The 13485-nt window shown below is 67.7% G+C and carries 12 protein-coding genes; all 12 read left to right on the forward strand.

Features of this window, described 5'->3' with window-relative positions:
- Positions 1–251: 251 nt before the first annotated feature.
- The 12 genes from VER16_RS13870 (at position 252) to VER16_RS13925 (ending at position 13412) form a co-directional block, all read left to right on the forward strand.
- Positions 252–836 (forward strand): hypothetical protein, encoded by a 585-nt coding sequence (locus VER16_RS13870; protein ID WP_324809085.1) that lies wholly within the window; start codon positions 252–254, stop codon positions 834–836.
- 88 nt (positions 837–924) lie between these two features.
- On the forward strand, positions 925–1371 hold the full coding sequence (locus VER16_RS13875) for a GNAT family N-acetyltransferase (RefSeq protein WP_324809087.1): 447 nt from the start codon (positions 925–927) through the stop codon (positions 1369–1371).
- 153 nt (positions 1372–1524) lie between these two features.
- A complete protein-coding gene (gene mqo / locus VER16_RS13880; RefSeq protein WP_324809089.1) occupies positions 1525–3213 on the forward strand; it encodes a malate dehydrogenase (quinone) in 1689 nt (562 codons plus the stop codon).
- 288 nt (positions 3214–3501) lie between these two features.
- The gene (locus VER16_RS13885; protein WP_324809091.1) at positions 3502–5667 is read left to right on the forward strand and encodes a TonB-dependent siderophore receptor; all 2166 of its coding nucleotides are present in this window, start codon (positions 3502–3504) and stop codon (positions 5665–5667) included.
- 275 nt (positions 5668–5942) lie between these two features.
- Positions 5943–7586: a malonate decarboxylase subunit alpha gene (gene mdcA / locus VER16_RS13890; protein ID WP_324809093.1), complete on the forward strand. Its 1644-nt coding sequence runs from the start codon at positions 5943–5945 to the stop codon at positions 7584–7586.
- A 10-nt stretch (positions 7587–7596) separates the two neighbouring features.
- A complete protein-coding gene (gene mdcC / locus VER16_RS13895) occupies positions 7597–7917 on the forward strand; it encodes a malonate decarboxylase acyl carrier protein (RefSeq protein ID WP_324809094.1) in 321 nt (106 codons plus the stop codon).
- Positions 7914–8822, forward strand: coding sequence for a biotin-independent malonate decarboxylase subunit beta (locus VER16_RS13900; RefSeq protein ID WP_324809096.1), 909 nt, complete (start codon positions 7914–7916; stop codon positions 8820–8822). Before mdcC ends, VER16_RS13900 begins: the two co-directional genes overlap by 4 nt.
- On the forward strand, positions 8819–9529 hold the full coding sequence (gene mdcE, locus VER16_RS13905; protein WP_324809098.1) for a biotin-independent malonate decarboxylase subunit gamma: 711 nt from the start codon (positions 8819–8821) through the stop codon (positions 9527–9529). Before VER16_RS13900 ends, mdcE begins: the two co-directional genes overlap by 4 nt.
- Positions 9522–10163 carry a malonate decarboxylase holo-[acyl-carrier-protein] synthase gene (mdcG, locus tag VER16_RS13910; RefSeq protein WP_324809100.1) on the forward strand — a complete coding sequence of 214 codons (642 nt, stop codon included), beginning with the start codon at positions 9522–9524 and terminating at the stop codon, positions 10161–10163. The genes mdcE and mdcG overlap by 8 nt, the downstream gene beginning before the upstream one ends.
- Entirely contained in the window at positions 10160–11023 is an 864-nt protein-coding gene (mdcB, locus tag VER16_RS13915) for a triphosphoribosyl-dephospho-CoA synthase MdcB (RefSeq protein WP_324809102.1), read from the forward strand. The genes mdcG and mdcB overlap by 4 nt, the downstream gene beginning before the upstream one ends.
- Complete coding sequence (gene mdcH / locus VER16_RS13920) at positions 11020–11940, forward strand: malonate decarboxylase subunit epsilon (RefSeq protein WP_324809104.1); 921 nt, start codon at positions 11020–11022, stop codon at positions 11938–11940. Before mdcB ends, mdcH begins: the two co-directional genes overlap by 4 nt.
- A gap of 104 nt (positions 11941–12044) precedes the next feature.
- Positions 12045–13412, forward strand: a complete 1368-nt coding sequence (locus VER16_RS13925) for an SLC13 family permease (protein WP_324809106.1) — start codon at positions 12045–12047, stop codon at positions 13410–13412.
- Positions 13413–13485: the final 73 nt, after the last annotated feature.

The raw sequence follows: 13485 nt of genomic DNA on the forward strand, positions 1-13485 counted from the left end.
GCCGGCAACGTCAACGTCAACGTCAAAAGCGGGCTTCCTGTGGCCAGGTGGTTGGCCGCGATCTGGCAGAACGGCGTCCTGCTCTGGTGGGTGTCGACCTTGGTCGACACAGTAGAGCCACGCCATGCATGGCTGAATTCATTCGATATCTGACAGATGTGTCGACCAAGGTCGACACCTACCAACACCCCCATTTTTCGTGGCCTGCATCTGTGTCAGCATCGCGGCAACCGACCTTCTGGGGCTGGGCGATGCAGACCGATCCGGTATTCCTGCATATCCGCGTGGTGATGGGCATCATCCTGGGCCTGTCGATCACCACGTTGCTGAAGGGCCTGGCGCAGATCATCGAGCACCCGCAGCGGCGTGGCTGTTCGGCCCTGCATCTGTGCTGGGTGGCGTGGACGCTGGTTTCGCTGGTGACGTTCTGGTGGTGGGAGTTCCGGCTGATTGAAGTGCATCGCTGGACGTTCGAGACCTATCTGTTCGTGATCGCTTACTGCGCCGCGTGGTTCCTGCTGTGCGCGCTGCTGTTCCCCGATGACCTGCGCGAGTTCGGCAGCTACGGTACGTACCTGATGCAGCGCCGCCGCTGGATCTTCAGCGTCATTGCGGCATTGACGCTTCTGGATCTTGTCGATACGGCGATCAAGGGGCAGAGTCGCTGGCACCTGCTGGGCCAGGCGTATCCGCTGCACACCGCGCTGATGCTGGTGGTCTGCGTGCTGGGCTGGAAGCTGCGCACCGCGCGCGCGCAGGTGGTGCTGGCCGGGGTCGCGCTGGCTTACCAGGTGGGCTATTTCGCTGCGGAGTACTTCACCATCGGCAGTGATTGAACGCCACCAGCGCACCGGTAGCTGCCAACCTTGGTTGGCTTCCAAAAACCTCCACCAGGCAGGGCCTGGCGCTCCCCAGGGAACACCCATGACGATCCACTACCGCCCCGCCCTTGCCGCTGATGCCGCCGCCTGCATCGACCTGCGCGGACGCACCCGCGAGAACGCCTTCAGTGCCGCGCAGCTGGCCGAACTGGGCATCACCGAGGAGAGCTGGGCGGCAGGTATCGCCGAGGGCGACTTCATCGGCCGCATCGCCGAGCACGACGGCACGGTGGTCGGCTACGGCTTCGCCGACCGCGACAGTGGCGAGGTATTGGTGCTGGCGCTGCTGCCGGACTACGAAGGCCGCGGCATCGGCCGGCGGCTGCTGCAGGAGGTGGTCGATCTCGCCCGCGCCACCGGCCATGGCCGCCTGTTCCTGGCCTGCTCGGCCGATCCGCGCTCGCGTTCGCACGGTTTCTACCGCCACCTGGGCTGGCAGGCCACCGGCGAGGTGGACGAGGCAGGCGACGAGATCCTGGAACTGGTCTGAGGGCGCGAAGCCGGGGACCGGGATGCTGCATTGCATCAAAATGGGACCATATCGGGTTAAAATCGCGCCAGGCTGCTGCAAGGCATTGTTTCTTCACGCCATTTGCTGACCCAGCGCGCATCCTGCCCCCTTCCCCACGCCCCCACTATTCCCATGAAGAAATTTGGCAAGGCTCTTCTCGCCCTGCTCGTGCTGCTGTTGCTGGTGGCCGCGCTGTTCCTGTACTGGCCGCTGACCCAGCGTTCGGTGCCCGCCGCCAGCAACGACAAGCCCGTCGACGTCGTCCTGGTCGGCGGCGGCATCATGAGCATCACCCTGGCCACCTACCTGCAGGAACTGCAGCCGGACTGGAACATCCAGGTCTATGAACGCCTGGACGGCGTGGCCAACGAAAGCTCGGACGGCTGGAACAACGCCGGCACCGGCCATTCGGCCTTCGCCGAACTGAACTACACCCCGGAACTGCCCGATGGCAGCATCGAGACCAAGCGCGCAGTCGGCATCGCCGAGTCGTTCGAGGTTTCGCGCCAGTTCTGGTCGCACCAGGTGAAGGAAGGCCGGCTGAGCCTGCCCAGCGACTTCATCAATCCGACCCCGCACATGAGCTTCGTCTGGGGCGATGACAACATTGCCTACCTGCACAAGCGCCAGCAGGCGCTGGTGAAGAACCCGCTGTTCTACGGCATGCAGTACTCGGAGGATCCGGCGCAGATCAAGCAGTGGGCACCGCTGCTGATGGAAGGCCGCGACCCGAAGCAGAAGGTCGCTGCGACCTGGATGCCGCTCGGTACCGACGTCAACTTCGGCGTCATCACCCGCCAGCTGACCGCCGGCCTGCAGCGCAGCCCGAACTTCAGCCTGCACCTGAACCATGAAGTGCGCGCGCTGCGGCAGAACGCCGACAAGAGCTGGAACGTGACGGTGAAGGACCTGAAGGCCAACACCGAAACCACCACCCACGCCCGCTTCGTGTTCATCGGCGCCGGTGGCGCCGCGCTGAAGCTGCTGCAGATGTCCGGCATTCCCGAATCGAAGGATTACGCCGGGTTCCCGGTGGGCGGCCAGTTCCTCGCCTTCCAGGGCGCGGACGTGACTTCGCGCCACCACGTGAAGGCCTACGGCATGGCCGAGACCGGTTCGCCGCCGATGTCGGTGCCGCACCTGGATGCGCGCAAGCTGGATGGCAAGCCGGTGATCCTGTTCGGGCCGTTCGCGCTGTACAGCACCAAGTTCCTCAAGCACGGCTCGTGGTGGGACCTGTATTCGTCGGTCAACCACAACAATGTCGGCCCGATGCTGGAAGTCGGCAAGGACAACCTGGACCTGGTGCAGTACCTGATGGCCCAGGCACGCCTGGATGATGCCGACCGCCAGGCCGAACTGGTCAAGTACTTCCCCAATGCCAAGCCGAGCGACTGGAAGCTGATCACCGCCGGCCAGCGCGTGCAGATCATCAAGCGTGACCCGCTGAAGGGGCCGGTCCTGCAGTTCGGCACCGAGATCGTGACCGACAAGGACCACACCATCGCCGCGCTGCTGGGCGCCTCGCCGGGTGCCTCGACCTCGCCGCCGATCATGCTGGACCTGATGGCCAAGGCCTTCCCGGAACAGATGAAGGCCGGCTGGGAAGCCCGCCTGCGCGAGATCGTGCCTTCGTACGGTCGCAAGCTCAACGACAGCGCCGCGCTGACCAACGAGATCCGTACCCTGACCAGCCAGACCCTGCACCTGCCGTATCTGGACGTGCCGGTGGAAGGCGGTACGACGCCGGCGCTGGCCCCGGCCGCTGCCCCGGCCGCGCCGGAAAAGCGCAATGCCAACGAGGAACTGCAGGCGCTGTAAGCCTGCGCGCCAGTGCTGGAAACGGACGGCCACCTTCGGGTGGCCGTTCGCGTTTCGGGGTTCCGGGGGGATCAGGGCCCTCCGCCTGCGGCGCAGGGATCTGGCCCCTTCTGGATGCGCAAGGACCATTTCCCAGTGTCACGAATTGTAATGTTGTTAGGAACGATTTACATTTGCGTCCCGCGCAACACCCGCACGCCTCCCAGATGGATCTGAGCCCACCCGATGCCGCCGCCCGGGTGCTGGTCGAAGGCTGCCGCCCCCCTCCCATAGTCCCCCGAGCCCTCCATGACCCTGCCTGTCCGTTCCTCCCTGCCCCGCCGTGCGCTGCTGCCGGCGGCCCTGCTGTCCTGCCTGGCCGTGGTCGCGCCCGCTGCCTCGGCCGCCGATGCCGGTGCCGATGCCTCTGACGCCAAGACCCTGGACCGGGTAAGCGTGCGCGCCGAGCAGGTGGTGCCGGCCAGCACCACCCGCCTGCCGATCACCCTGCAGGAAACCCCGCAGTCTTCCACCGTGATCGGCCTGCAGCGACTGCAGGACGAGTCGCTGTTCAGCATCAACGACGTGATGCGCAACATCACCGGCGTCAGCGTGTCCTTCTACGACACCCAGCGCCCGCTGTACTACGCGCGCGGTTTTGCCATCACCGATTTCCAGGTGGATGGCATTCCCTCCTACAGCGGTTCGACCAACCAGGAATACGACACCGCGTTCTACGACCGCGTGGAAGTGATCCGCGGCGCCAACGGCCTGATGACCGGCGCCGGCGTGCCCTCGGCGACGGTGAACCTGCTGCGCAAGCGCCCGGGCAAGGAGTTCGATGCCTCGTTCTCGGTCAGTGCCGGCAGCTGGGATTACCGCCGCATGGAAGCGGACGTGACCGCACCGCTGACCGCCGATGGCCGCTTCCGCAGCCGCGTGGTCGCCGCCTACACCGACCGTGATTCCTATTACGACCGTTACCACGAAGACAAGATGGCCGGCATGGCCGTGCTGGAAGGCGACCTGACCGACACCACCACCGTGACCGTGGGCTACCAGACCCAGGACAACAACCCGGTCGGCTCGACCTGGGGCACCGTGCCGTTCTTCGACAGCGAAGGCAATTTCGCCCATCTGCCGCGGTCCACCAGCCTGGCGCCGAAATGGAGCTACTGGCAGCGCGAGACCAGCACGGCCTTCACCAACCTCGAGCAGCGCTTCGGCGAGGACTGGGTGCTCAAGCTCAACACCGCCTACACCCGCGGCAACGTGCAGAACGTGCGCATCTACGGCAGCGGCTACCCGAACCCGACAACCGGCGCAGGAATGTACCTGCTGGCCGGTGCCGGCGACGCCGAAGACACCCGCAGGAACGCCGACCTGTTCCTTTCCGGCAAGTTCTCTGCATTTGGGCGCGAGCATGACCTGGTGATCGGCGGCAGCTGGAACGACCTTGAAGCCACCACCTGGACGCTGACCTCGGTGGCCAGCTGGCGCTACGACATTCCCAACATCTACAACTGGGACGGCGACATTCCGGAACTGACCGCCAGCCGCACCGGCGCACGCCGCATTGCGCGCACCCGGCAGAGTGGCGCCTACGTGGCCACCCGCCTGCGCCTGGCCGATCCGCTTTCGCTTGTTGCAGGCGCGCGCCTGAGCCGCTGGGAAACACTGACCCGCAGCTACAACGCGGCCAGTGCCTACACCGGCACCAGCGGCGCTTACAAGGTGACCGATGAAGTCACCCCGTACGTGGGCCTGGTGTATGACATCACCCCGAACGTATCGGCCTATGCCAGCTACACCGAAATCTTCAACCCGCAGAACTACAAGGACAAGGACGAGAACCTGCTGGCACCAGTGCAGGGCTCGAACCTGGAAGCCGGCATCAAGACGCAGTGGTTCGACGGCCGCCTGACCGCCAATGCTGCGGTGTTCGAAGCCAAGCAGGACAACTATGCGGTGCGTGACATGAGCGTGCCGGACAATTCGCTCAGCGATGGCAGCTCGGCCTACATCGGGGTGAACGGCACCAAGGCGCGCGGCTGGGAAATGGACATCAACGGCGAGATCCTGCCGGGCTGGACGGTCAACGCCGGCTTCACCCATGTCAAGGTGACCCGCGCGGCCACCGACCTGCTGTACGCCAACCCGGCCGAAGACCTGCTGCAGCTCAACACGCAGGTGCGCCTGCGCGGCGCGCTGGAACGCCTGAGCGTGGGCGCTGGCCTGCAGTGGCAGAGCAAGGTGCAGGGTTACAACGTCACCTACCCGCTGGGCGGCACGGTGACGGTGAACCAGCCGGCCTACGCGTTGGTGCAGTTCAACGCCAACTACCGCATCAGTGACAACTGGACGGCGACGCTGAGCGTGCGCAACGCGCTGGACAAGACCTACTGGGCCAACCTGGACTACAACAACTACGGCGAACCGCGCTTCGTGGCGGCCAGCCTGCGCTGGAAGTTCTAATCCCGCCGCATGCCTGGGGTCGGATCCCTTTCCACAGGAAAGGGCTCTGACCCCATCGCGGGCTCCATCCACCCATGGCGTGGATGTACTGGCGCAATGCGGGTGGGTGCCGACCGTTGGTCGGCACATGCCTCCCCCGCGCTGCCACGACCAACGGTCGCGGCCTACCTGAATGGGCCCGCCTGCGTGCGGGCCCTTTTTTTTGCTGCGCCGCGGGTTGCACACGCCACCGTAATTATGCCGTAATTATTCCAACGCCAATCGGAAGCCGGTCGATGAACCCGAGCTGGGACACGTTGGAACGCAGCCGCCAGGCCCGCCTGGAACGGGCCGCGCCATGGGCCAGGGGCCGCGAGGTCGCCGCCGCGGATGTGGCCGAACTGCTGCACGCCCTGCTGGAGCCGGGCGACAAGGTCTGCCTGGAAGGAAACAACCAGAAGCAGGCCGACTTCCTCGCCCAGGCCGTGGCCGATCTCGACCCCGCCCGGGTGCACGACCTGCACATGGTGCAGTCGGTGCTGTCCCTGCCCTCGCATCTGGATGTGTTCGAACGCGGCATCGCCTCGAAACTGGATTTCTCGTTCTCCGGCCCGCAGTCGGTGCGGCTGGCCAACCTGGTGGCCGAAGGCCGCATCCAGATCGGGGCCATCCACACCTATCTGGAACTGTTCGGCCGCTACTTCATCGACCTCACCCCGCGCGTGGCGCTGGTCGCCGCGCAGGCCGCCGACCGTCACGGCAACCTGTATACCGGCCCGAACACCGAAGACACCCCGGTGATCGTCGAGGCCACCGCCTTCGGTGGCGGCATCGTCATCGCCCAGGTCAACGAAATCGTCGACACCCTCCCCCGCGTCGATATCCCCGCTGACTGGGTCAACTTCGTGGTGCAGGCGCCGCGCCCGAACCATATCGAGCCGCTGTTCACCCGCGACCCGGCGCAGATCTCCGAGATCCAGGTGCTGATGGCGATGATGGCCATCAAGGGCATCTACGCCGAGTACGGCGTCAACCGCCTCAACCACGGCATCGGATTCGACACCGCAGCCATCGAACTGCTGCTGCCGACCTACGCCGAGTCACTGGGGCTGAAGGGAAAGATCTGCCAGCACTGGGCGCTGAACCCGCACCCGGCGCTGATTCCGGCGATCGAGTCAGGCTTCGTCAAATCGGTGCATTCGTTCGGTTCGGAACTGGGCATGGAGAAGTACATCGCCGCGCGTGGCGATGTGTTCTTCACCGGTGCCGACGGCTCGATGCGCTCCAACCGCGCGTTCTCGCAGACCGCCGGCCTGTATGCCTGCGACATGTTCATCGGTTCCACCCTGCAGATCGACCTGCAGGGCAACAGCTCGACAGCCACGCGTGATCGCATCGCGGGTTTCGGCGGCGCGCCGAACATGGGCTCGGACGCACGCGGCCGCCGCCACGCCAGCGATGCCTGGATCAAGGCTGGCCAGCAGGCCGCGCGGCCGGGTGAAATGCCGCGCGGGCGCAAGCTGGTGGTGCAGATGGTGGAAACCTTCCGCGAGCACATGGCGCCGGCCTTCGTTGAACGACTGGACGCCTGGGAACTGGCCGAGCGCGCAGACATGCCGCTGCCGCCGGTGATGATCTACGGCGACGACGTCAGCCACGTGCTGACCGAGGAAGGCATCGCCAACCTGCTGCTGTGCCGCACGCCGGAGGAACGCGAACAGGCGATCCGCGGCGTCTCCGGCTACACCGCCGTCGGCCTCGGCCGCGACCGCGCGATGGTGGAAAACCTGCGCGACCGCGGCGTGATCCGTCGCCCGGAAGATCTCGGCATCTCGCCACGCGATGCCAGCCGTGACCTGCTGGCCGCGCGTTCGGTGAAGGACCTGGTGCGCTGGTCCGGCGGCCTGTACGACCCGCCCAAGCGCTTCCGCAACTGGTAAGGGACTGAGCATGGAAACCCTCGACTATCGATTCGACGGCCGCACCCGCGTGCAGTTCCCGCGCGATGCGGTGCTGGTGGGCGTGCTCGCCTCGGGCAACCTGGAAATCCTGCTGGAACCCGCCACGCAGGACGGGGCGATGACGGTGCGCATCATCACCGCCGCGCAGGGCTTCGGCACCATCTGGCAGGCGGTCATTGCCGACTTCGCCCAGCGCCATCCGCTGCGCGATGTGCGCGTGTCGATCAACGATGCCGGCGCGACCCCGGCCGTGGTCAGCCTGCGCCTGGACCAGGCCGTGGAAACCCTGCTGGCCGGAGGCACCCCATGAGCCACGTACAACGCCACAGCTATTACGAAGCCGATGCACGCGAACGCATCGCCGGGCTGGTCGATGCGGGTTCCTTCCGCGAATTCCTCGGCCCCGCACGGCGGGTGATGAGCCCGCACCTGGCCCAGCTCGACCAGCCGGCCGCCTTCGATGATGGCATCGTCGTCGGCGAAGCGACGCTGCAGGGCAAGCGCGTGCTGCTGGCCGCGCAGCAGGGTGAATTCATGGGCGGTGGCGTCGGCGAAGTGCACGGCGCCAAGCTGACCGGGCTGCTGCGCCGTGCGGCGGAAACCCGCCCCGACGGTGTGCTGCTGCTGCTGGATACCGGCGGCGTGCGCCTGCACGAAGCCAATGCCGGGCTGATCGCGATCTCCGAAATCATGCGCGCCACCCTGGGCGCACGCGCCGCCGGCGTTCCGGTCGTGGCCCTGATCGGCAGCGGCAACGGCGCGTTCGGCGGCATGGGCATCGTCGCCCGCTGCTGCACCACCGTCATCATGTCCGAGGAAGGCCGGCTGTCGCTGTCCGGGCCGGAAGTGATCGAGACCGTGCGCGGCGTGGAAGAGTTCGATTCGCGCGACCGCGCACTGGTCTGGCGGGTGACCGGTGGCAAGCACCGCTACCTGATCGACCAGGCGCAGGTGCTGGTGCCCGACGCCATCGAAGCCTTCGCCCGCGCCACCGCCAATGCGTTGCAGGCCGACGCCGTCAGCGCAGATACCGACGCTGCGCTGGCCGACCTGCAGGCCCGCCACGCCGCGTTGAAGGCACGCGTGCAGGCCTGGGGCGACTGCCGCGATGGACTCGAGATCTGGGCCCGCCAGGGCATCGCCGAGCCCGAGCGCCTGCCGCTGCTGGATACCGAGGCTTTCCTCGCCGCCACCGCCGACCGGAGCCTGCCATGAGCGCCCCGCTGCAGACCCTGCTGGACGCCCTGTTCCCGCGCGGCCACCGCATCGACATCCACGATTCGGTGCTGACCGGCACGGCCACCACCGAGGATGGCGAGGTGACGGTGATCGGCACCACCGACCGCATCGAGGTCGGCGTCGACCATGCGCTGGCCCTGGCCGAGACCGTGCTGGCCAGTACCGCCACGCATCCGCAGCGGCCGATCGTGATGCTGGCCGACACTGCCGGCCAGCGTCTGGCCCGCCGCGATGAACTGCTGGGCATCAACGGCTGCTTCGCCCACCTCGCGCAGACCCTCGACCTGGCACGCCGACGTGGCGCGCGCCTGGTCACCCTGGTCTACGGCGAATCGGTGAGCGGCGGCTTCCTGTCTTTCGGCCTGATGGCCGACCACATCCATGCGCTGCCCGATGCGCAGGTGCGGGTGATGGACCTGCGCGCGATGGCGCGGGTGACCAAGCAACCGCTGGAAAAGCTGCAGGCCCTCAGCCAGACCTCGCCGGTGTTCGCACCGGGCGTGGCCAACTATGTGGCGATGGGTGCGGTCGAATCGCTGTGGGATGGCGACCTCGCCCAGCACCTGCTGCAGGCGCTGCGCACGCCCAGCGACGGCGACCTGCGTGCCGCGCGCGGTGCCGAACGTGGCGGACGTGCGCTGGCGGCCGATGTCTGCACTGCGGTGGCCCGCGGCGATGCCTGACCGGCCCGCCCGCCACGCACTGGTCTGGCTGTCGGCGCATGCCGATTGGCGGGCCGATGTGGCCGCGCAGGAACCGCGTCTGGCGGCGTGGTTCGCGCAGGGGCTGCCGGCCATGGTGGCGCGGCGCGCCGTGGATGATCCGGACCCTCGCCTGCGCCTGGGCGTGCCGCTGCCGCCGAGCGAAGGCAAGCAGCGCCTGGCCCTGCGCGTACCGCTGCATGACGTGCTGCGCCAGCACCCGCCGCCGACGCTGGAAGCCATCCTCACCACCGGCGTCGCCAACGACTGGCAGGCCGCGCTGCACGCCCTGGCACGCCTTGCGCCGGCCCGTGTGTTCGGTGCGTTCGCCTGGCAGCACCTGAGTGGCCTGCCCTATGTACATGCGGCATCGGACATCGATCTGCTGTGGCAGGTGGACGCCACCACGCAGGCCGACGCACTGGTGGCACGCCTGCAGCAGTGGGAAGCCGAGCACGGCCGTCGTGTGGACGGCGAACTGTGCCTGGCTGACGGCGGCGCGGTGAACTGGCGCGAGTACGCCGGCGGCAGCCGCCAGGTGCTGGTCAAGCGCCTGGAAGGTGCCGCGCTGGAAGCCCGCGAGCGGCTGTTCGTGGCCACCGGAGTGGCCGCATGAACGCTCTGGCTCTGACCCACGCCACCCGCCCCGTCGCGCGCCGCGTCGACAGCGCACGCCTGGGCCGACTGGCCATCGCCAGCCTGCATGCCGAACTGGCCTGCGCACCCAAGCCGGGCCTGGTCACGCCGTTCGATACCGGCAGCCATGACGATATGGATGCTGGCACTTTCCTGCGCAGCCTGTTCGCGCTGCGCCACTACTTCACCGCGATCGCCGAGGCCGGTGCCACTGATGCGCCGTTCGCCCTCCTGCGCACGCACGGCATCGCCGCCGAGCACGCGATGCTGCGCGCCACCGGCGGCATCAACACCCATCGCGGTGCCATCTTCAGCCTGGGCCTGCTGGTCGCCGCTGCCGCTCGCTGCCGCCGCCAGCAGGGCCACGCCGCGCCGGCCGCGCAGGTCTGCCTGGCCGTGCGGCACTGGGCCGATGCGTTCGCCGCGGCGCCGCTGGATGCCTCCAGCCCCGGCCAGCGCGCGCGCCTGCGCCATGGCGTGCCGGGCGTGCGCGAACAGGCCGCCGCCGGTTACCCCATGCTGCGCGAGCTGGCCGTACCGACCCTGCGCCATGCCCTGCACAACGGCTTGGCGCGTGATGCGGCCATGTGCCAGACCCTGATGCAGCTGGTCGCGCAGGTGGACGATCTGAACCTGCTGCACCGGGGCGGCACCGAAGGCCTGGCCTGGGCGCAGCAGCAGGCGCGCCGCTTCATCGACGCGGGCGGTGCCTTCGCACCCGGTTGGCAGGCACGCCTGCGCGGCATCGGCGAGGGCTTCGTCGCGCGCCGCCTGAGCCCGGGTGGCAGCGCCGACCTGCTGGCCTGCAGCTGGTTCCTGCTGCAGCAGGAGGGCGCATGAGTCTGGCCCTGCTCTGCCCCGGACAAGGCGCGCAGCACGCGGCGATGTTCGACCGCGTGCGCGATCTGCCTGCGGCCCGCGATGTGCTGGCGCCGGCCAGCGCTGTACTCGGGCGTGATGTGTCCGCGGCCGCCGCCGACCAAGCACGCTTCGACAACGCGCTGGCGCAGCCCCTGCTGTGTGCCGCAACGCTGGCGCACTGGCACGGCCTGCGCGATGCGTTGCCGGCACCGCTGCTGGTGGCCGGCTACAGCATCGGTGAACTGGCCGCGCATGCGGTTGCCGGCAGCGTTGATGCGAGCACCTGCCTGGCCCTGGCCGCGCAGCGCGCACGGCTGATGGATGCCGCCAGCCCCGCCGATGCAGGCCTGCAGGCCGTGCTGGGGCTGGAGCGCCACACGTTGCAGCCGCTGTGCGATGCACACGGCGCGCACGTGGCCATTGCCAACGGCCGCGATCACTTCATCGTCGGCGGCACGCGGGCCTCCCTGCAGGCGCTGGCCGATGCCGCGCGCGCGCAGGGTGCGGAGATCCGCCCGCTGCCGGTACAGGTTCCCGCGCATACGCCGCTGCTGCACGCTGCCGTCACACCCTTCGCCGCCGCACTCGATGCCTCGGCGCTGCAGGCGCCGCGCCTGCCGTTGCTGGCCGGCATCGATGCGCGCCCGGTGCGGGACCGCGCGGCAGCGGTGAACACGCTGTCGGCGCAGCTGGCACAGACCATTGAATGGGCGCAGGTGATGCGCCAGGCCTTCGAGCGCGGCGCGCGGGTATTCCTGCAGCTGGGCCCGGGCAATGCATTGGCGCGCATGGTCGCGCCGTCCTACCCGTGCTGCGAGGTGCGCGCGGTGGAAGAGTTCCAGAGCCTGGACGGCGCGGCGGCATGGGTCCGCAGCGCGCTGGCGCGGCTGCAGTAACGGGTTCGAGCAGTACGTATCACGCATCACGTTGTACGACGCCTTACCCCGGGATGGCGGGTCTCCATCGAAGCTGTACGTGAGTCACGTGTCTGGGAGGGCGCATGAGTCCACAAATCGCAACGATCATCGGTCTGGTGATCATGTTCATCGTCGCCACCGCGATGCCCATCAACATGGGTGCGGTAGCCTTCGCGCTGGCCTTCATCATCGGCGGTGTGTTCGTCGGCATGGGCGGCAAGGAAGTCCTTGCAGGTTTCCCCGGCGACCTGTTCCTGACCCTGGTCGGCATCACCTACCTGTTCGCCATCGCGCAGAAGAACGGCACCATCGACCTGCTGGTGCATTGGGCGGTGAAAGCCGTGCGCGGTCACATCGTGGCCATTCCGTGGGTGATGTTCGTCATCACCGCCGTGCTGACCGCCTTCGGCGCGCTGGGCCCGGCTGCGGTGGCCATCATCGGCCCGGTGGCACTGCGCTTTGCCAAGCAGTACCACATCAACCCACTGATGATGGGCCTGCTGGTGATCCATGGTGCACAGGCCGGTGGCTTCTCGCCGATCAGCGTGTACGGCAGCATCACCAACGGCGTGGTGCAGAAGGCCGGCCTGGAAGTGACCGAGATGGCGGTGTTCCTGACCAGCCTCGGCTTCAACTTCATGATGGCCATCATCTGCTTCCTGGCCTTCGGTGGCATTGCGCTGATGCGCCGCGGTTCGATCACCGCCAGCGGCATCGTAGGCAATGCCGAGCTGGCCATGGCCGGTGGTCCGCAGGCGTCGTCGCGTCAGTTCGCCATTGAAGGCCACGGCGCGCTGGTGTCGGCCGGTGGTGGCACGCTGTCCAATGACCCGGCCGCGCTGGATGCAGTGGGCTTCACCCGCGAGCGTCTGTTCACCCTGATCGGCCTGCTCGGCCTGGGCGTGGCCGCACTGATCTACAACCTCAACGTTGGTCTGGTGTCGATCACCGTTGCGGTGGCGCTGGCGCTGCTGTCGCCGCAGAGCCAGAAGGGAGCGGTCGATGGCATCAGCTGGTCGACGGTGCTGCTGATCTGCGGCGTGGTGACCTATATCGGCGTGCTCGAGCATGCCGGCGCGGTCGACTTCATCGGCAATGGCGTGTCCAGCATCGGCATCCCGCTGCTGGGTGCATTGCTGGTGTGCTACGTCGGCGGCATCGTGTCTGCATTCGCCTCGTCGGCGGCGGTGCTGGGCGCGACCATTCCGCTGGCGGTGCCGTTCCTGCTGCAGGGCCACCTGGGTGCGGCCGGCGTGATCTGCGCGCTGGCGGTGTCGTCCACCATCGTCGACGTCAGCCCGTTCTCGACCAACGGCGCGCTGGTGGTGGCCTCGGCCGCGAAGGAAGAGCGCGAGACACTGTTCCGCCGCTTCCTGGTGTACAGCGGCCTGGTGGTGGCGTTTGGCCCCCTGCTGGCTTGGCTGGTATTCGTGGTACCGGGCTGGATGTGAGCGCGAAGGGCGCCGGACGATTCCGGCGCCCTTCAATGCACGGGCCGACTTCGGCTGGGTAGAGTCGGTTTTG

This window comes from Stenotrophomonas sp. (assembly GCF_035634915.1).
Classification (GTDB): domain Bacteria; phylum Pseudomonadota; class Gammaproteobacteria; order Xanthomonadales; family Xanthomonadaceae; genus Stenotrophomonas.

Excerpts from the sequence above, each read along its gene's own strand:
- VER16_RS13900 (WP_324809096.1), top strand. The coding sequence starts at position 7,914 with ATGAGCCACGTACAACGCCACAGCTATTACGAAGCCGATGCACGCGAA.
- mqo (WP_324809089.1), top strand. The coding sequence starts at position 1,525 with ATGAAGAAATTTGGCAAGGCTCTTCTCGCCCTGCTCGTGCTGCTGTTG.
- VER16_RS13875 (WP_324809087.1), top strand. The coding sequence starts at position 925 with ATGACGATCCACTACCGCCCCGCCCTTGCCGCTGATGCCGCCGCCTGC.
- mdcH (WP_324809104.1), top strand. The coding sequence starts at position 11,020 with ATGAGTCTGGCCCTGCTCTGCCCCGGACAAGGCGCGCAGCACGCGGCG.
- mdcB (WP_324809102.1), top strand. The coding sequence starts at position 10,160 with ATGAACGCTCTGGCTCTGACCCACGCCACCCGCCCCGTCGCGCGCCGC.
- mdcA (WP_324809093.1), top strand. The coding sequence starts at position 5,943 with ATGAACCCGAGCTGGGACACGTTGGAACGCAGCCGCCAGGCCCGCCTG.
- VER16_RS13870 (WP_324809085.1), top strand. The coding sequence starts at position 252 with ATGCAGACCGATCCGGTATTCCTGCATATCCGCGTGGTGATGGGCATC.
- VER16_RS13885 (WP_324809091.1), top strand. The coding sequence starts at position 3,502 with ATGACCCTGCCTGTCCGTTCCTCCCTGCCCCGCCGTGCGCTGCTGCCG.
- mdcC (WP_324809094.1), top strand. The coding sequence starts at position 7,597 with ATGGAAACCCTCGACTATCGATTCGACGGCCGCACCCGCGTGCAGTTC.
- mdcG (WP_324809100.1), top strand. The coding sequence starts at position 9,522 with ATGCCTGACCGGCCCGCCCGCCACGCACTGGTCTGGCTGTCGGCGCAT.
- mdcE (WP_324809098.1), top strand. The coding sequence starts at position 8,819 with ATGAGCGCCCCGCTGCAGACCCTGCTGGACGCCCTGTTCCCGCGCGGC.
- VER16_RS13925 (WP_324809106.1), top strand. The coding sequence starts at position 12,045 with ATGAGTCCACAAATCGCAACGATCATCGGTCTGGTGATCATGTTCATC.